Source organism: Salisediminibacterium halotolerans (assembly GCF_003814815.1).
Taxonomy (GTDB): domain Bacteria; phylum Bacillota; class Bacilli; order Bacillales; family Salisediminibacteriaceae; genus Salisediminibacterium; species Salisediminibacterium halotolerans.
The window spans coordinates 389,284-407,316 of record NZ_RKQQ01000002.1; the positions used below are offsets into that span (position 1 = coordinate 389,284).

An 18,033-nucleotide genomic window follows, 5' to 3' on the forward strand; every position below is an offset into this window, starting at 1 on the left:
ACAGTTGATCATGAAAAGCAGACCATGGATTGTTACGGATATGGACGGCACTTTATTAAACGATGGACGGTCGATTTCGGCGAAAAACGTTGATGCGATAAATAAAGCTTTAGAAGCAGACATTCAAGTTGTTATTGCAACGGGCAGGGATTACTTCGAAGCAAATGCTCCCTTAGTTGAAGCTGGCCTTCAATTGCCGATTATTTGCGGAAACGGTTCAGAACTTCGCGATAACAACCACGCTGTGTTGCATCGTCAAACATTGGATCATGCCGTATTTTCTCAAATTGAGACAACATTGAATAAATTCGATATGTATTTTGAAATTTTTACAACGTCAGGTTCATTTACCAATAATAAAGAAAAGGGCTTTGCCCTTGTGGCAGATATGCTTTTATCCACCGGTCATTTCGCCTCGCCGGAAAAAGCGAGAGAATTTGCCGAGCTGCGATTTACAGAAGGGATGCTTAAAGAGACAGGCAGTTACTCAACGCTTTTAACAACGGAAGGTATTGACTTATTTAAAGTGCTTGCTTTTTCAAAAGATGCTGTAAAACGAAAGAAAGTGATCGAAGAGCTTGAGAAAGTAAATGTCACCTTAACGTCTTCGGGCGACGATAACATTGAAATCATGCATCCGTGCGCATCAAAAGGACGCGGTGTGAAACAAATGGCGGACAAATTTAATTTGAATCCAGCGGATGCGGTTGTAATCGGAGATAACGAGAACGACCGTTCAATGATGGAGACGGCAGGGACGGCAGTCGCCGTTGCGAATGCGCTGCCGGCAATTCAGGAAATCAGTGATTTTGTTACGCTTGCCAATACAGAAGACGGGGTAGCATCGGTGATCGAAAATGTTCTTACAAACATCGTCCGCGCCTAAAATAGATTGAATCAACGTTTAAAATCCAGCTTCCCGGGTATCTAGACTTCTAGAAAGGACGTTTACATTTGTAACAGAGTTCGTTACAATTTTCACAGAATTTCCTGCTAACTAAACATGATGACGAAAGGTTGATGAAAATGTTAAAGAAGTTATTCGGTTTAGACAAAAAAGAAGAAGTTGAGATGCCGCAAGCAGACGGGAAAGATTCGCTTGCCAGTCCGGCGACGGGCGAGGTTGTATCAATCACAGAGGTTCCTGATCCGACTTTTTCCGAAAAAATGATGGGAGACGGTTTGGCTGTTAAACCTTCCGAAGGGATTATTTCGGCGCCGGTTCACGGTGAAATTATGCAGCTGTTTCCAACGAAACATGCAGTCGGCATTAAAACCGTAAACGGTCTCGAAGTGCTGATTCATATTGGTATTGAAACCGTTAATATGCAAGGAGAAGGATTCAAAGCATTTGTTCAAGAAGGCGACAAAGTTGCCAAAGGGGATAAATTGATTGAGTTCGACATGGACCTTGTAAATGAGAAGGCGGAAAGTACGATAACACCGATGGTTATTACCAACGGCGATATTGTTGAGCAAATGGAGAAACATGAAGGACAAAATGCCGTTGGCGGCGAAACAACAGTTCTTGATGTAACTGTAAAACAATAATCTCGCTGAAAACCGCTCTGTAAAGAGCGGTTTTTTGAGCATCCGCATTTACGGCGACGAACTGTCCGTTTATAATGCAATTATAAACGATCGGCCAGTCCGGAGGGAATTGCATGAAAAAGTCGCGAAATAAATATTTCTCAATCTTAGCATTGCTTGCAGCGGTCGGAACGGCATCTTACCTGATTTATGATGACCAGCGCGAATCATCTGAAGACAGTCTCGAAGAATACTTAGAAGCTGACGGTATAGAACGGGAAGAATACAGTACTGAGCCTACTGAAGCCGAAGGTATCGAAATTGGGGCAGAAGCTCCGCCGTTTGATTTGCCGCTGCTTGATGATACAGATACACTGTCCTTGTCGGACAAACAAGGGGATTTTGTTGTTGTGAATATGTGGGCGTCGTGGTGTCCGCCTTGCAGGGATGAAATGCCTGATTTTATTGATTTTTATGAGAATTATAAAGCTGAGGGCGTCGATGTTGTCGGGATTAATATGACTACGTCTGAACAAAGTTTAGATCCTGTGCGGCAATTTGCCGATGATTTTCAAATCCCTTTTTATACAGTGCTTGATGAGGATGGACAAATCGAAGAGGATTACAATGTGCATGTGATGCCGACAACGTACATTATTGACCCGGATGGCAAAATCGCTTACGAACGGCGCGGATTTTTGGATTACGAGATGCTTGAATCCTTTTATGAAGAAGCGAAAGAAACGTATGAATCATCATAAAAACTTTCCCCGAGAGCGTTGCAACGCTCTCGGGGATTTTTTTATCTATGGTTTTGATACGTATTCGATTTCGTCATAGCTCGCAGGCCGCGGAGGGTTTCGGTTGTTAATGCCGGTTTCGCGGTACTTTCAATATTGTTTTTAACTTGTGCTTGCCGGCTTGAACCTGCAAGGGCTGAGGCAACTTGCGGCTGATCCATGACATAACGGAGTGCGAGCTGTTCAAGTGTCATATTTTTTTCCTGCGCGAGGTCATGAAGCTGCGGCAGCATATCATTTAATTCTTCTTGGCTGTAATCAAGAAAGCCGTTTTCGTTGATTTTCTCGCTGTAGGATTCTGAGAGCAGTCCTTTAGCCACAGGCCCGCGGGCGATAACAGATATCCCTTTTTTATCTAATTCAGGGAACCATTCTTCCGGACGGCGATCAAGCAAGCTGTATTGCATCATAACGCTGACAATATTCGATTTTTCCGCAAACGTTTGAATCACATTGGGGCGAATTGACGAAATGCCGTAATAACGGATTAACCCTTCGTTTTTCATATCTTCGAACGCTTCAATAATTTCGTCATGCGGATCATCAATTGTTCCGCCGTGCAATTGATAAAGGTCTAAATAATCGGTCCCTAACCGATGCAGTGAATGTTTAACAGCGGATTTTAAATAATTTTTTTCCGGTTTCCACGTCCAGCCTTCTTTTCCGTCTTCCCAAGCATTTCCGCCTTTAGAAGCGAGAATAATATCGCGCCGCTTATGTTTAAGCGCATTGCCGACACTTTTTTCATTCATGCCGAATTGGTATAAATCGGCTGTGTCGAAAAAATTGATGCCGCTGTCAATCGCTTGATGAATGATTTTTTCATCTTCTGATGTGTTGCCTGTAAGCGACATGCAGCCGAATCCGAGTTCTGAAACATGTAAATTGGATGTTCCAAGCTGGTTTTTTTTCATGATTAGATCACCTCAATCGTCCCGTACCCGTGATATTGAATGTTTATGCTTTTGATTTTTTCGAAGTGGTATGAATGAGTACATTTTGATATCCTAGGGAAGGAGATTTAAACGGGAGAAGAGGGATACAATGAAATCGAATCGAGAAGAAACAAAAAGCAGAGAAATAATTTTTAACGGAAGTTTGATTGATGTTGAAGTGCAGGAGGTTTATTTACCTGACGGGAACACAAGCAGGCGCGAACTCGTTTATCATCCGGGAGCAGTCGCCGTAATTGCGTTCACCGAAGAGGGGAAACTGATTCTTGTAAAGCAATACCGAAAAGCGCTGCAAAAAGCAATTGCTGAAATTCCCGCCGGAAAATTAGAGAATAAAGAAAGTCCGGAAAAATGCGCAATTCGTGAACTGGAGGAAGAAACAGGGTTGCGCGCTGCATCAATGACGAAACTTCTCTCATTTTATACAAGTCCGGGTTTTGCAGATGAAATTGTTCACCTTTTTCTGGCAGACAGCTTAACGGCCGGAGACAGCGGGACGGATGATGATGAATTTGTCGAGCGGGTAGATGTTACGTTTGAAGAAGCAAAAAGAATGATTGAAAATGGCGAAATTCATGATGCGAAAACCGCATACGCCGTGCAATATTGGGAACTTTTACAAACGCGGTCGAAATAAGCAAAGAAACGGCAACCCGTCGTAAGACCGTACTCACAGCCTCATTATCAAGTAATAATAATTATAATTAAATAGCGATAATTATTCTCATTTGACACTCCTTTTCTCAATTAGGTATAATGCAATGCGAAAGGTACCCTATAAGCTGTTATTGGATGCAATGCGACAGGAGGAAGTTATGGAACAGCGGATAGAACGGATCAAAAAACAGCTCCATTCACAAAGTTATAAATTAACCCCTCAGCGGGAAGCGACTGTTAGAGTGCTGCTTGAAAATGAAGATGATCATTTAAGTGCCGAGGATGTTTATATGCTTGTGAAAGAAAAATATCCCGAAATCGGCTTAGCAACGGTCTATCGGACGCTGGAACTTTTAACTGAACTAAAAATTGTAGATAAGATCAACTTCGGCGACGGTGTATCCCGTTACGACTTGCGTCAAGAAGGAGCGGATCACTTTCACCACCATCTCGTTTGTATTGAATGCGGTTCGGTGGATGAGATTCAAGAAGATCTGCTTGAAGAAGTGGAAAAAGTTGTTGAAAAACGCTGGAATTTTGCCATTAAGGATCACCGGCTAACATTTCACGGGATTTGTCATCGCTGTAAATAAATCCGGAACTGACCGGATTTTAATTTTTTTGAAAACGCCATCATTTTTTGGGGGCGCGGGTGCACAGATCCTTTCATTTATGGTATTCTAGGTATGGGCATTATGGCATGAAAAGTGGGGCGTAGCTGTTGCACAACGAATTAAAGACATTCATTGATTACCTCGTAATTGAACGCGGATTGGCATCAAATTCCTCGGAAGCATACGAGCGGGATTTAACAGCGTATATTCAATTTTTAAACGATCAAAAAAACATCACTGAAGTTTCTGCTGTGACGAAAGAATCCGTCTTGCACTATCTTTATTTTTTAAATGACAAAGGCTTTGCAGATGCTACTGTTTCCAGGGCGCTATCATCGATTCGATCGTTCCACCAATTTTTGTTGCGAGAAAAACAAGTCCGCCATGATCCTACCGAGCAAATTGATCGGGCCAAAAAAGCGCAATCATTGCCTAATGTTCTCTCCAATGAAGAAGTTGACTGCCTGCTGCAATGTTGTCAGCAGAGAACTCCGCTTAATTTAAGAAATAAAGCGATGCTTGAACTTTTGTATGCAACAGGGATGCGCGTGAGTGAACTGATCGGTGTCGGCATGGCTGATATCCATCTTCACATGGGCTTTATTCGCGTGATCGGAAAAGGAAACAAGGAACGAATGGTTCCGCTTGGTGAAAAGGCTTCATTATCGTTAACAGATTATATTGAATCTGGACGCAGCCGGTTAGTTAACAACGCAGAAGACGCGGGCCGTGTGTTTGTTAACCATCACGGACGTCCGCTAAGCCGGCAAGGTTTTTGGAAAATAGTAAAAAAAATTGCGGACGAAACAGGCATAAAAAAAGAACTGACACCTCATACGTTAAGGCATTCATTTGCGACACATTTACTTGAGAATGGTGCAGACCTTCGTTCTGTTCAAGAAATGCTCGGTCACGCAGATATTTCAACGACGCAGATTTACACGCATGTAACAAAGCTTCGGATGAAAGAAGTCTATTCGAAATACCATCCGCGCGCGTAAGTCTAAAAATACTGAATAGCGAACAAGTTGTCTGACCTCAGACATCGAAACAGCCGAAAAATGTCCAAGATGCTTGAAAACAGGGGCAAAGGTAAACGCACCTGTAATTAGTGATGAAAAGCAATACAGATTAATGAAGGAGGATTTTTATATGAGCAACAGCAAATTTAACCGTATTTTTTTAATTGTAATGGATTCTGTCGGGATCGGCGAAGCACCGGATGCTAAAGATTTTAATGATGAAGGCGCTGACACACTCGGGCATATTGCTGAGGAAATGAACGGATTGACTATGCCGAATATGGACCGTCTCGGTTTAACGAAAGTGAAAAGTTATCAAGGGATGACAGACGTTGAAAAACCGATTGGAAGTTACGGTGTTATGGAAGAATCATCGGTCGGAAAAGATACAATGACTGGTCATTGGGAAATTATGGGCCTTCATATTGACGCTCCGTTCCGGACATTTCCGAACGGTTTTCCTGATGAATTAATTGCAGAGATTGAGGAACGCACAGGACGGAAGGTGTTGTGCAACTTGCCTTATTCCGGCACCGAAGTATTGAATGATTACGGCCAGGAACACGTAGAGACCGGTGCTTTGATCGTTTACACATCAGCTGATTCCGTACTGCAAATTGCTGCGCACGAGGAAGTCATTCCGCCTGAAGAGCTGTGGGAAATTTGTGAAATGTGCCGCGAACTGACTAAAGATGAGAAGTACATGGTCGGCCGTGTGATCGCCCGTCCGTTTGTCGGGAAAGACGGTAAGTGGGAGCGGACTTCAAACCGACATGATTATGCATTAAAGCCGTTTGGCCGTACAGTCATGAACGAACTTGCTGATGCCGGCTACGATTCGATTGCGATCGGTAAAATTTCCGATATTTATGACGGTGAAGGCGTCACACTATCGCTTAGAACAGAAGATAATATGGATGGAATGGATAAATTGAACGAAACATTAAAAATGGACTTCCGTGGTTTAAGCTTTTTAAATCTCGTTGATTTTGATGCGAAGTACGGTCACAGACGCGATCCGATCGGCTACGGGAAGGCGCTGGAAGAGTATGATGCGCGCTTGCCGGAGGTGCTGCAGCAGCTGAAAGAAGATGATTTGCTGCTGATCACAGCTGATCACGGAAACGATCCGGTGCATCACGGCACGGACCACACTCGGGAATACGTCCCGCTAATCGCTTACAGCCCTTCCCATCAAAATGTTAAAGATCTCGGCACCCGAAAAACATTTGCTGATGTCGGCGCTACCGTTGCCGAAAACTTCGGCGTTAAGGGAACAGGTCACGGCAACAGTTTTTTAAACGATTTGCAGGAGGGATGAAAAATGGATGAACGCGTATTACAGGCTAAAGCTTGGATCGAAAAACACCTGAAATCATCTCCGTCTATCGGCTTAATTCTCGGCTCAGGGCTTGGCGTGCTTGCAAATGAAATTACAGATCCGGTTAAGCTGGATTATGCGGATATTCCCGGTTTTCCTGAATCGACAGTTGCCGGACATGAAGGAAGACTTATCATCGGGGAATTGGAAGGCAAAACAGTTGTAGCTATGCAGGGCCGCTTCCATTACTATGAAGGCCATGATATGAGCACAATTGTGCTGCCTGTACGTGTTATGCAAGCGATCGGCGTTGAAAAACTGATCGTGACAAACGCTGCCGGAGGTGTCAATGAAGCGTATCAGCCGGGTGATTTAATGATCATTAATGATCATATAAACTGGTTCGGCACCAATCCGTTGATCGGCCCTAACGCAGGCGGAGTAAGATTTCCGGATATGAGCAAAGCGTATAGCCCTGAACTGATCGCTATCGCCCAACAGACCGCGGAAGAGCTGGATATCCGGACACAAAACGGTGTCTATGTCGGCAATACCGGACCTGCGTATGAAACACCGGCGGAAGTTCGGATGATGCGCATTATCGGCGGGGATGCTGTTGGAATGTCGACGGTTCCTGAAGTGATTGCGGCCCGTCATGCAGAGCTTGATGTACTGGGAGTATCTTGTATTTCAAACATGGCTGCCGGTATTTTGGATCAGCCATTGACCCATGATGAAGTTATTGAAACGACAGAACAAGTCAAAGCAGATTTTTTACGGTTTATTAAAGCGATCATACAAAAAATCAACTGACCCGAGGTGAAAAGATCATGATCACGAACGAAATGATTCAGCAATCAGCAGAGTGGATTCGTGAACGTGCGGCGGACAAACCGGTAATCGGTATGATATTAGGTTCCGGACTGGGAGAACTTGCCGAGGAAATTGAAAATAAAACCGCCCTCCCGTACAAAGATATTCCTTATTTCCCGACTTCTACCGTTGCCGGTCACAAAGGTCAGCTCGTCATCGGTCAGTTGGAGGGGAAAACTGTCGCTGCCATGCAGGGAAGGTTCCATTTTTACGAAGGTTACTCAATGCAGGAAATCACCTTTCCTGTCCGGGTTATGCGTGAACTCGGCTGCGAGAGTCTGATTGTAACGAACGCCTGCGGCGGAATGAACGAACAGTTTCAAGCAGGCGACTTGATGATTATCGACGACCATATAAATTTTACGGGAACGAATCCGCTGATTGGGGAAAACTTAAGCGATTACGGCCCGCGTTTTCCGGATATGAGCCAAACGTATACTGAAGATTTGCGGCAGTTAGCATTCAAAACGGCGGATAAACTCGGTGATTCACTGCAGTCGGGCGTTTATGCAGCTGTCAGCGGTCCGACGTATATGTCGGCTGCTGAATTGATTATGCTTAGAAAATTAGGCGGAGATACGGTAGGGATGTCAACTGTCCCTGAAGCGACCGTTGCCCGGCATATGAACATGAATATTCTTGGGATTTCCTGTATTACTGACATGGCGATTGGCGAGACGATTGAGGGCATAACTCATGAAGAAGTCATGGCAGTAGCGGAAAAAGCGAAGCCCCGATTTAAAAATTTAGTCCGCGGAATCCTGCAAGACAGCGAAAAGGATATTTGGACAATCGAAGGAGGCGGAAATGATGAGAATGGTTGATCTGATCGAAAAGAAACGGGACGGCAAGCCGCATACAAAAGAGGAAATTCGTTTTATCATATCTGGTTATACGAGCGGGGAAATCCCGGAGTATCAAATCAGTGCTTGGGCAATGGCGGTTTATTTTCAAGACATGAATCCGGATGAACGGGCATGGCTGACTGAGGAAATCGTCCAGTCCGGCGATACCATTGATCTGTCTGCAATAGAAGGTATTAAAGTTGATAAACATTCTACTGGCGGGGTAGGAGATACAACAACTCTCGTACTGGCTCCGCTGGTCGCAAGTATCGGCGTGCCGGTAGCGAAAATGAGCGGACGCGGTCTCGGTCATACCGGCGGAACGATTGATAAGCTTGAATCGCTGAAAGGATTCAGCGTTGAAATATCTAATGATGAATTTATCCGTTTAGTTAATGAGAACAAAGCTGCTGTGATCGGACAAACGGCAGATTTAACTCCTGCAGACAAACAGTTATACGGTCTTCGCGATGTCACGGCAACCGTAAACTCCATTCCGCTTATTGCCAGTTCAATCATGAGTAAAAAACTCGCCTCCGGTGCAGATGCGATTGTTTTAGATGTAAAAACCGGAGCCGGGGCATTTATGAAGAAACTGGAAGAATCGCAGGAATTAGCGCGGGCGATGGTTGAAATCGGGAAAAACCTCGGCCGCAACACCTCAGCCGTGATTTCAGATATGAATCAGCCGCTCGGCAATATGATCGGTAATGCGCTGGAAGTACAAGAAGCGATTGACACACTGAAAGGCAACGGCCCGGATGACTTAACCGAACTTTGTCTCACACTGGGAAGCCATATGGCTGTCCTTGCCGGGAAAGCTGCTGATTTTGACGATGCCCGCCAACAGCTGGAAGAGGCAATAAAAACCGGCAAAGCGCTGAAGCAATTTAAAATATTTGTTTCCGCGCAAGGCGGAGACGAAACGGTCGTAGACGAGCCGGGAAAACTTCCCCAAGCGGCAGAGCATGTGACCGTCGCCGCACCAAGAGACGGGTATGTCTCTGAAATTGAAGCGGATGAAATCGGAACAGCGGCGATGTTATTGGGAGCCGGACGGGCAACAAAAACTTCTGAAATCGACTTGGCGGTCGGGATCGAAATGCACAAAAAGATTGGCGATCAAGTGAAAAAAGATGAGCCGTTAGTCACTTTGTACACGAACGGTCAAGGTGTAGAAGATGCGCGAGCAAAAGTGCTTGAATCATACACTATTTCAGCAGAAAAGACTGAAAAACCGACGTTAATTTATGATGTGATTACGTAATCTCGCAAGTAAAATCGCGAAATCTACCAGCAGTGAAGTGCTTCTTCACTGCTGTTTTATTTGGCAAAGTTGCGGGTTTAAACTTGAAATTGGTGATTGTTTGTGCTAAGGTAGTTGCACTGAAAAGCTGAATAGGCAGAGGCGCAGCTGCGATGAGTAAGATGTTTTCGTCAATAGACGAACGTGTCTGGAAGGCAAAGTTGCCGAAGCTGTTTAAAACTAACGTTCGAAACAGCTGGGGCTGTCTTTAATAAAGGCAGCACTGTCACTGCACGCATGCCATGCAGTGAAGCACTGACCGCGCATATTGATGACCGGAATGAGTGTGATATGCATTCATTCTTTTTTCGTGCAATAAAAGAAAGGGGTGACCCCCGTGGGATTATATGGAACGAGCAAGATTAATGAACAAGGCCGGTTAGAGATTGGCGGAGTGGACACATCTGAACTGGCGCAAACGTATGGGACGCCGCTGTATGTCTACGACGTAAAAGATATACGAAACCGGGCTGAGGCGTTTAAAAAAGCCTTTGATGCAGAAAGCGTTGATTATCAAGTTGCTTATGCCAGTAAAGCTTTCAGCTGCCTGGCGATGTTTCAGCTTGCCGATGAACTGGGGCTCAGTTTGGATGTTTGTTCCGGCGGAGAGTTGTATACAGCTCTTGAAGCCGAGTTCCCGGTCGAGCGTATTCATTTTCACGGGAATAACAAAACACCGGACGAGCTGGAGATGGCTGTCAGAGCCGGTATCGGCTGCATAGTTGCGGATAATTTCACTGAACTGACTTGGCTTATGGGCATTGCCGAAGCAGAAAAGAAAATCGTTAACGTTTTGCTCCGAATAACGCCCGGAGTTGAAGCGCATACGCACGAGTATATTTCGACAGGCCAGGAAGATTCGAAATTCGGTTTTGATTTAAATAGCGGCCAGGCGAAAAAAGCGATTGAATTAACATTGAATCATGATTATATTCATCTGCAAGGTGTTCATTCACACATTGGTTCGCAAATTTTCAGATCGGAAGGTTTTGAACAAGCTGTTAAAGAAATTTACCGTTCGCTGGCTGTTTGGAAAGACGAATTAGGTTACTATCCTGAAGTGCTTAATGTTGGCGGCGGGTTTGGCATTCGTTACAATAAGCACGATGAGCCGCTCCCGCTCGAGTCGTATATTGAACCGATGGTTACAGCGGCGCGTGAAGAAGCAGCCAAAATCGGTGAAAACGTGCCGGAAATATGGATTGAGCCGGGACGCGCGCTCGTCGGCGAGGCGGGTACAACGATTTATACAATCGGTTCGAGAAAAGACATACCGCATTTAAGAACGTACTTATCTGTCGACGGCGGTATGACTGATAATATTCGGCCGGCTCTATATCAAGCTGAATACGAAGCCGTTCTAGCGAACAAGGCGGACCGCGCCTGTGACGAACTCGTTTCAATCGCGGGCCGCTGCTGTGAGAGCGGTGATATGCTGATTTGGGATTTACAGCTTCCTAAAAGCGAAACAGGAGACCTCCTCGCGGTAGCTTCTACAGGAGCTTATGGCTATGCGATGGCCAGCAATTACAACCGGATGCTTCGCCCTGCTGTTGTTTTTGTGGAGAACGGAGAACATGAGTGTGTAATTGAACGGGAATCGTACACCGATTTATTGCGCAACGAACACCGCTATTCGAAAACAGCTCCAAAGGCAGGTGTGACAGAAGCGAAATAAACGTTTCATTTTCTGTTGATTTATACTACACTGATATTGTAAACATTTTCAAGCAGCTGTGGAGGGAAAAAGATGAAAAAAGGAAAAATTTCGTTTGAAAACGGAGAAGAGATTGTTATTGAGTTCTACCCTAGTGAAGCGCCGGGAACAGTGGAAAATTTTGAAAAACTCGCAAACGAAGGGTTTTATAACGGGTTGAATTTTCACCGCGTTATACCGGGTTTTGTCGCACAAGGCGGCTGTCCGAACGGAATAGGCAACGGCGGCCCGGGTTATACGATTAAATGTGAAACTGAGGGCAATCCGCATAAACACGACCGCGGAAGTCTCTCGATGGCACATGCCGGAAAAGATACAGGCGGGAGCCAGTTTTTCATTGCTTTTGCTCCGCAGCCTCACCTTGACGGTGTTCACACGGTGTTTGGCAAAGTGATTGACGGGATGGAAACTGTCGACCGGATCAACCAAGGTGATATTATGAAAACAGTCGAAGTGTATGACGACTAACAGTCTAAAACATCCGCCTATGCAGATGTTTCAGATTGTAGACAAATTATTATTTTGACGTAAGCCACGCAGCCACTTACCCTCCGCTTGCCCCGGGCAAGGACTCAGCTAGTATTCGGCGGCCTGAGACCGCCGAATCCGGATCTTCGTCTCTTGCTTTCCCGGAGGCGTCGGAGGAGTGGATGCGTGGCTTCCTTTATATGAATACACTCGATTCAAAGAAGCCGGACAATGCGTAGTCATCCGTTCCTTTTATTATGACATCAATCAATGTCACGCCTTTGTCAACACTCTAAAACATCCGCCTATGCGGATGTTTTTTTAATGATTTGTCATAATCATTACTGAAAAAGAAGTGAAATAATTTCAAACTGTTTAAACAAATAGATTGAAGCTTTTATTACCAAGTGATATATTATATACATAACAGATTGTTCAGTCTTTCTCAAAAAGATTGACTGTGCACGCTGATGCAACACAATCACAGTTAAATGATGTTCCTTCGGGGTCGGGTGAAAATCCCAACCGGCGGTGATGAGGCGCAAGCTTCTCAGTCCGTGACCCGGATCTTTCATGATTGAAAGAGAAGGTGGATTTGGTGGAACTCCAAAGCCGACAGTAAAGTCTGGATGGGAGAAGGAACGGACGGATATTTGACAGCGGGAGAAGTGTACCCTTTCTGCTGAAATTCTGCTTGTATGCCTTTAGAGGTGTACGGTTATCCGCCGTTTACATTGACCATATTTTTAAACACCCGGGAGGATATCTTCCGGGTGTTTTATATTGCTGCAGAAGAGGGATAGACATGGACGAAGAATATATGAAGCTTGCGATCGAGCTGGCAAGAAAGACAAAAGGGCAAACCTCGCCAAATCCGCTCGTCGGCTGCGTCATCGTTAACAATGGTGATATAGTCGGAATGGCTGCTCATTTAAAGGCAGGCGAACTGCACGCAGAGCGGCTCGCATTGCAAATGGCCGGCGATAAAGCTTACGGAGCTGATGCGTACGTAACATTAGAACCGTGTGCGCATCACGGCAGAACACCGCCGTGTGCTGATGCCTTAATCGATTCGGGGATCAAACGGGTGGTAATTGCTTCAGATGATCCGAATCCGAAAGTCTCCGGCCGCGGTTATGACCGTTTATATGATGCTGGTATCGAAGTTGAACGCGGCTGTTTAAAAGAAGAAGCGGATACGTTAAACGAGATTTTTTTTCATTATATAAAAACCAAAAAGCCTTACGTGACGATGAAATTGGCTTCGAGTATTGATGGCAAAATCGCAACGACCAGCGGTGAATCGCAATGGATCACCGGAGAAGAGGCGCGTGAGGACGGACATCGCCTCAGAAAAGAGCACGATGCTATTCTCGTCGGTGTAAATACTGTTATTGCCGATGATCCTTCGCTGACGACAAGGCTCCCCGGTGGCGGGAAACATCCGGTGCGGATTATTCTCGACCGTCACTTGCGGACACCGTTAAACGCGAAAGTGCTCAATGATGAGAAAGCTCCGACTTGGATTGTCACCTCAATGGCTGCAGACAGTGCCGGCGCTTTGCTGCTAAAAGAAAAGGGAGCAAAAATCCTTTCGCTTGATCCAACTGACGTTGCAGAGGTTTTAGAACGGCTTGCAGAAAAAGATGTCACTTCTTTATTAGTAGAAGGCGGCGGTATGATCAATGACAGTTTTTTGCGCGCCGGTTTATTTAATCAAGTCGTGCACTATTTAGCTCCGATTCTTCTTGGAGGAAAAGACGCAAAGTCATCCTTTTCCGGCGAAGGCATTCATCATCTTCCGAATGCGGAAAAATTAACATTAACTAAACAATACATGCTCGGTTCTGATATAAAATTTATTTACAAAAGAGGGATGTCAAATGTTTACCGGGATCGTTGAGGAAAAAGGAAAAATCAGAAGGATGCAGCCGTCCGGGGATGCAATCGTCATGGCGATTGCAGGTAAAAAAGTGCTAGATGATATTCACACGGGGGACAGCATCTCAGTGAACGGGGTTTGTTTGACGGTGACGTCATTTTCAGATGACAGCTTTACAGTGGATTTGATGCCGGAAACGGTTCGGAATACGAGTCTTCGCGGGCTGGCAGCCGGTTCTGAAGTGAACCTTGAGCGTGCCATGGCAGCAAACGGACGCTTTGGCGGCCATTTTGTCAGTGGCCATGTTGATGGTCTGGGAACGATCCGTGCGAAACGACCGGAGTATAATGCTGTTTACTTTGACATCGAGATCGACCCGCGATTAAGAAAATATATGATGATGAAGGGCAGCGTTGCGGTAGACGGCACAAGTTTAACAATCTTTGGTCTGAGCGATAATACGTTTACGATTTCCATCATCCCGCATACGTTGGAAGAAACAGTGATCGGCTCAAAAGGACCGGGCGACGTTGTAAATATCGAATGCGATATGCTGTCAAAATATATGGAGGAACTGCTTGTCCGCAGGTTTGAAGCGGAAGAAGCGCCGTCAGAAAAACTGTCTGAAGAATTTTTGAACGAGCACGGTTTTAAATCTTAAGGGGGAAATAACATGGGGAACTTTGATCCGATTGAAGAAGCGATTTATGCATTGGCGCAAGGCGAAGTCATTATCGTTTGTGACGATGAAGACCGTGAGAACGAAGGAGATTTCGTTGCATTAGCCGAAAAAGCCACTCCTGAGGTTGTCAATTTTATGATAAAGCACGGCCGCGGTTTAGTATGTGCGCCGATTACCGAAGACCGAGCGAAAAAACTCGACTTGTTTCCTATGGTTGACCGCAACAGCGATCCGCACGGAACGGCTTTTACCGTCAGCGTGGATCATAAGCATACAAGCACGGGAATCTCTGCACCGGAACGCTCGATGACATTAAAAGCACTGATTGATGATCAAGCCGTCGCTGCCGATTTTCAGCGCCCCGGCCACGTTTTTCCGCTCGTTGCTAAAGAAGGCGGTGTTTTGCGCCGCGCGGGTCATACGGAGGCTGCGGTCGATTTGGCACGGATGAGCGGTGCAAAACCGGCCGGCGTCATTTGTGAAGTGATCAAAGAAGACGGCACGATGGCTCGGGTGCCTGATTTGCGGGCGACCGCCGATGAACATGATCTGAAAATGGTTACAATTAAAGATTTGATTAAATACCGCAACCGTAAAGATAAATTGATTCAGCGCGAAATTGAAATTGACCTGCCGGTGGAACTGGGCGAGTTTCGCGCGATCGGTTATTCAAATGTAGTCGATGGCAAAGAGCACATTGCGTTAGTAAAAGGCGAAGTTGGCGGAGAAAAACCGACATTAGTTCGCGTGCACTCGGAATGTTTGACCGGTGACGTATTCGGGTCGAAACGCTGCGATTGCGGTCCGCAGCTTGAAGCTGCGATGGCACAAATTGAAGAAAACGGTTCCGGAGTACTTTTGTATATGCGCCAAGAAGGTCGCGGAATCGGGTTGCTGAATAAGATGAAAGCATATAAACTGCAAGAAGAAGGTTATGATACTGTCGAAGCGAATGAGAAGCTAGGTTTTGCTCCTGATTTGCGCGATTACGGAATTGGCGCCCAAATACTCCGTGATTTGGGGATCAGCAAGATGCGTCTATTGACCAATAATCCGCGTAAAATTAAAGGGCTTGACGGTTATGATCTTGAAATCGTTGACCGGGTGATGCTGCAAATGCCGCACTCTGCTCAAAATGAAAAATATTTGCGCACGAAAAAAGAGAAACTCGGTCATATGCTGCACTTTTAACAATATTGGAGGATGATGAGGATGGGACAGACATTTGAAGGACATTTAGTAGGAACAGATTTAACAATCGGAATTGTGACAGGCCGTTTTAATGATTTTATTACGAGCAAGCTATTGGCTGGCGCTGAAGACACGCTTCGCCGGCACGGGGTTCATGAAAATCGCATTGATACGGCTTGGGTGCCCGGAGCGTTTGAAATACCGATGATTGCAAAAAAAATGGCGGAATCAGGCAAATATGATGCGGTGATTACGCTCGGAACGGTTATTCGCGGTTCAACCCCCCATTTTGACTACGTCTGCAGCGAAGTGTCCAAAGGTGTGGCATCAACGTCGATGAACTCCGGCGTACCGGTTATTTTCGGTGTTGTCACGACGGATACAATCGAGCAGGCAATTGAACGTGCAGGTACAAAAGCCGGCAACAAAGGAGCTGAAGCCGCGGTCAGTGCGATTGAAATGGCAACATTAAACCAATCGCTGATGTAAGCATAAAACGGGAAGGACATTATTGTCCTTCCCGTTTCTTTTGTTTTTCAGCCAACGCTTTCTCACGGGCTTCAACAACCTCAGAGCGGTCGCGTATTTTGTGTCTGCTGACCATCGGGTTTAAAGATGGATCGTCGGAATCGTCAGACTGCCAATGCAAGCCTTTTTCTTCTGCACGCAACCGAGCCGATTCAATCAGTTCCCCATCTTGCAGCGGCAAGTTGAACGGTTCATATTCTCCCCGCAAGTGGATTCGTTCTAGCCGTTCTTCCAACATCATGAGGAGTTTGTTTTCATCAATTGCCAAGCTTTCGAGCATTTGCGAGTTAGCCAATATATGCTGCCGAGTGCGTTCATAGAGCCGGTAACTCCCGTTCCAGTTCTTTTGCCGTTCATGATAAACGGCTACAGCGAGCTGAATCAACGCCAGCCAGCGCACATCTTTGCCGCTTTCCAGCCAGTGGTCTTCCATGATCTCATGACACTCAAAATAATCACGGGTGCTGTGAAAATGCACTAAATAGTCAAGATAAGCTTCTTCATAATGCGCCATCAACCAGTCCTCCATTTCTTATCTGACCCTATCATAAATGATAAGCGGCCGATTGTGAAGAAACTCAGCACGGGGATTATCTCGAGATCGATTTGATCATTTCTAATGAACGGTATGTTCCGATCGCAACGGATTCAAGCGGAGCCGGGGCAATATGAACAGGTACATCAATTTCACCGGAAAGCCAATCTTCGATGCCGTTAATAAACGATCCGCCGCCTGTAATCATTACCCCCCGATCGACGATGTCGCCGCTTAGCTCAGGAGGACAGTTTTCCAGCGTTTCTTTCAGAGCTTCTAAAATGATATTTAATGAGTCTTGGATGGCATAGTGTATCTCATGAGATGAGAGCTGAATCGTTTTTGGCAAACCGCTGACAAGATCTCTTCCGCGCGCTTCAAAGGTTTGTTCTGGATGATTAATCGAGGCGTATGCAATTTCTTTTTTGATTTGTTCAGCCGTATGATAACCGATCGCAACATTTTCTCGCTTGCGGATAAACTGCATAATATCTTCGTCTAATTGATCGCCGGCAACACGAACGGATTGACTTGAAACGACGCCGCCGAAAGAAATAATCGCTACTTCTGACGTGCCTCCGCCAATATCTAAAATAACGTTCGCGATCGGTTCGGCGACCGGAAGATCAGAACCTATTGCTGCCGCAACGGGTTCTTCGATTAAATGGACATTTTTAGCCCCGTATGAAGAAATCGCGTCTTCAATCGTCCGTCTTTCGACTGAAGTAGCTCCTGTCGGTGCACAGACAACGACATTCGGTTTGCGAATCGATCCGCCGATCACTTTTGAAGCTTTTTGCATAATATGCTTTAACATGCTTTTTGTTACATCATAATCAGCAATCACACCATCTTTTAACGGCCGGACGACAACAATATTTCCAGGTGTTTTTCCGACCATCGATTTAGCTTCTTCACCGACGGCCAAAACGTCATTTGTATTTACGTCCAGCGCGACGACTGATGGTTCGTTAATGATCATACCTTTGTTTTTTGTATATACTAAAATATTTGCTGTACCAAGATCAATACCGATGCTTGTTGTTTGAAACATAATTGAACCTCCTGCAATGAATGTATAGTTACCATAACTTCTTCCGTTGTAACAT

19 protein-coding genes and 2 riboswitches are annotated in these 18,033 nt (G+C 45.5%); of the genes, 16 read left to right on the top strand and 3 right to left on the bottom strand.

Features of this window, described 5'->3' with window-relative positions:
- The first annotated feature begins 10 nt into the window (after positions 1-10).
- From EDD67_RS04870 to EDD67_RS04880, 3 genes are all read left to right on the top strand, one after another.
- Positions 11-886 carry a Cof-type HAD-IIB family hydrolase gene (locus EDD67_RS04870; protein ID WP_121438888.1) on the top strand — a complete coding sequence of 292 codons (876 nt, stop codon included), beginning with the start codon at positions 11-13 and terminating at the stop codon, positions 884-886.
- A gap of 140 nt (positions 887-1,026) precedes the next feature.
- Positions 1,027-1,551 carry a PTS sugar transporter subunit IIA gene (locus EDD67_RS04875; protein WP_121438887.1) on the top strand — a complete coding sequence of 175 codons (525 nt, stop codon included), beginning with the start codon at positions 1,027-1,029 and terminating at the stop codon, positions 1,549-1,551.
- Between the two features lie 113 nt (positions 1,552-1,664).
- Entirely contained in the window at positions 1,665-2,291 is a 627-nt protein-coding gene (locus EDD67_RS04880; RefSeq protein ID WP_121438886.1) for a TlpA family protein disulfide reductase, read from the top strand.
- 41 nt (positions 2,292-2,332) lie between these two features.
- Here the strand turns inward: EDD67_RS04880 and EDD67_RS04885 are convergent, their stop codons facing one another.
- A complete protein-coding gene (locus EDD67_RS04885; RefSeq protein ID WP_121438885.1) occupies positions 2,333-3,244 on the bottom strand; it encodes an aldo/keto reductase in 912 nt (303 codons plus the stop codon).
- A 130-nt stretch (positions 3,245-3,374) separates the two neighbouring features.
- On the opposite strand from EDD67_RS04885, the gene EDD67_RS04890 reads away from it, so the two are divergent.
- The 13 genes from EDD67_RS04890 (at position 3,375) to ribH (ending at position 16,350) form a co-directional block, all read left to right on the top strand.
- On the top strand, positions 3,375-3,920 hold the full coding sequence (locus tag EDD67_RS04890; RefSeq protein WP_121438884.1) for an NUDIX hydrolase: 546 nt from the start codon (positions 3,375-3,377) through the stop codon (positions 3,918-3,920).
- Between the two features lie 178 nt (positions 3,921-4,098).
- Positions 4,099-4,533 (top strand): ferric iron uptake transcriptional regulator, encoded by a 435-nt coding sequence (gene fur / locus EDD67_RS04895; RefSeq protein ID WP_093071598.1) that lies wholly within the window; start codon positions 4,099-4,101, stop codon positions 4,531-4,533.
- Between the two features lie 128 nt (positions 4,534-4,661).
- On the top strand, positions 4,662-5,555 hold the full coding sequence (gene xerD, locus EDD67_RS04900; RefSeq protein WP_121438883.1) for a site-specific tyrosine recombinase XerD: 894 nt from the start codon (positions 4,662-4,664) through the stop codon (positions 5,553-5,555).
- Positions 5,556-5,706: 151 nt separating this feature from the next.
- Positions 5,707-6,897, top strand: coding sequence for a phosphopentomutase (gene deoB / locus EDD67_RS04905; RefSeq protein WP_121438882.1), 1,191 nt, complete (start codon positions 5,707-5,709; stop codon positions 6,895-6,897).
- A gap of 3 nt (positions 6,898-6,900) precedes the next feature.
- Positions 6,901-7,710 (top strand): purine-nucleoside phosphorylase, encoded by an 810-nt coding sequence (locus EDD67_RS04910; RefSeq protein ID WP_121438881.1) that lies wholly within the window; start codon positions 6,901-6,903, stop codon positions 7,708-7,710.
- A 17-nt stretch (positions 7,711-7,727) separates the two neighbouring features.
- Positions 7,728-8,594 (top strand): purine-nucleoside phosphorylase, encoded by an 867-nt coding sequence (locus EDD67_RS04915; protein WP_121438880.1) that lies wholly within the window; start codon positions 7,728-7,730, stop codon positions 8,592-8,594.
- Positions 8,581-9,882, top strand: a complete 1,302-nt coding sequence (locus EDD67_RS04920; protein WP_121438879.1) for a pyrimidine-nucleoside phosphorylase — start codon at positions 8,581-8,583, stop codon at positions 9,880-9,882. The genes EDD67_RS04915 and EDD67_RS04920 overlap by 14 nt, the downstream gene beginning before the upstream one ends.
- A 128-nt stretch (positions 9,883-10,010) precedes the next feature.
- Positions 10,011-10,187, top strand: a riboswitch (Lysine riboswitch).
- 71 nt (positions 10,188-10,258) lie between these two features.
- Positions 10,259-11,599, top strand: a complete 1,341-nt coding sequence (gene lysA, locus EDD67_RS04925) for a diaminopimelate decarboxylase (protein ID WP_121438878.1) — start codon at positions 10,259-10,261, stop codon at positions 11,597-11,599.
- A 72-nt stretch (positions 11,600-11,671) separates the two neighbouring features.
- Positions 11,672-12,106, top strand: coding sequence for a peptidylprolyl isomerase (locus tag EDD67_RS04930; RefSeq protein WP_121438877.1), 435 nt, complete (start codon positions 11,672-11,674; stop codon positions 12,104-12,106).
- A gap of 494 nt (positions 12,107-12,600) precedes the next feature.
- A riboswitch (FMN riboswitch) is annotated at positions 12,601-12,751 on the top strand.
- A gap of 160 nt (positions 12,752-12,911) precedes the next feature.
- On the top strand, positions 12,912-14,009 hold the full coding sequence (gene ribD / locus EDD67_RS04935) for a bifunctional diaminohydroxyphosphoribosylaminopyrimidine deaminase/5-amino-6-(5-phosphoribosylamino)uracil reductase RibD (protein WP_121438876.1): 1,098 nt from the start codon (positions 12,912-12,914) through the stop codon (positions 14,007-14,009).
- Entirely contained in the window at positions 13,990-14,649 is a 660-nt protein-coding gene (gene ribE, locus EDD67_RS04940) for a riboflavin synthase (protein WP_121438875.1), read from the top strand. Before ribD ends, ribE begins: the two co-directional genes overlap by 20 nt.
- A 12-nt stretch (positions 14,650-14,661) precedes the next feature.
- Complete coding sequence (locus EDD67_RS04945) at positions 14,662-15,861, top strand: bifunctional 3,4-dihydroxy-2-butanone-4-phosphate synthase/GTP cyclohydrolase II (protein ID WP_121438874.1); 1,200 nt, start codon at positions 14,662-14,664, stop codon at positions 15,859-15,861.
- A 21-nt stretch (positions 15,862-15,882) separates the two neighbouring features.
- The gene (gene ribH / locus EDD67_RS04950; RefSeq protein ID WP_093071588.1) at positions 15,883-16,350 is read left to right on the top strand and encodes a 6,7-dimethyl-8-ribityllumazine synthase; all 468 of its coding nucleotides are present in this window, start codon (positions 15,883-15,885) and stop codon (positions 16,348-16,350) included.
- Positions 16,351-16,369: 19 nt separating this feature from the next.
- Here ribH and EDD67_RS04955 read toward each other — a convergent pair whose 3' ends face one another.
- Together EDD67_RS04955 and mreBH are read right to left on the bottom strand one after the other, a co-directional pair.
- Positions 16,370-16,903, bottom strand: coding sequence for a DUF309 domain-containing protein (locus EDD67_RS04955; RefSeq protein WP_158638140.1), 534 nt, complete (start codon positions 16,901-16,903; stop codon positions 16,370-16,372).
- Between the two features lie 76 nt (positions 16,904-16,979).
- Positions 16,980-17,978 (bottom strand): rod-share determining protein MreBH, encoded by a 999-nt coding sequence (gene mreBH / locus EDD67_RS04960; protein WP_121438872.1) that lies wholly within the window; start codon positions 17,976-17,978, stop codon positions 16,980-16,982.
- Between the last annotated feature and the right edge of the window lie 55 nt (positions 17,979-18,033).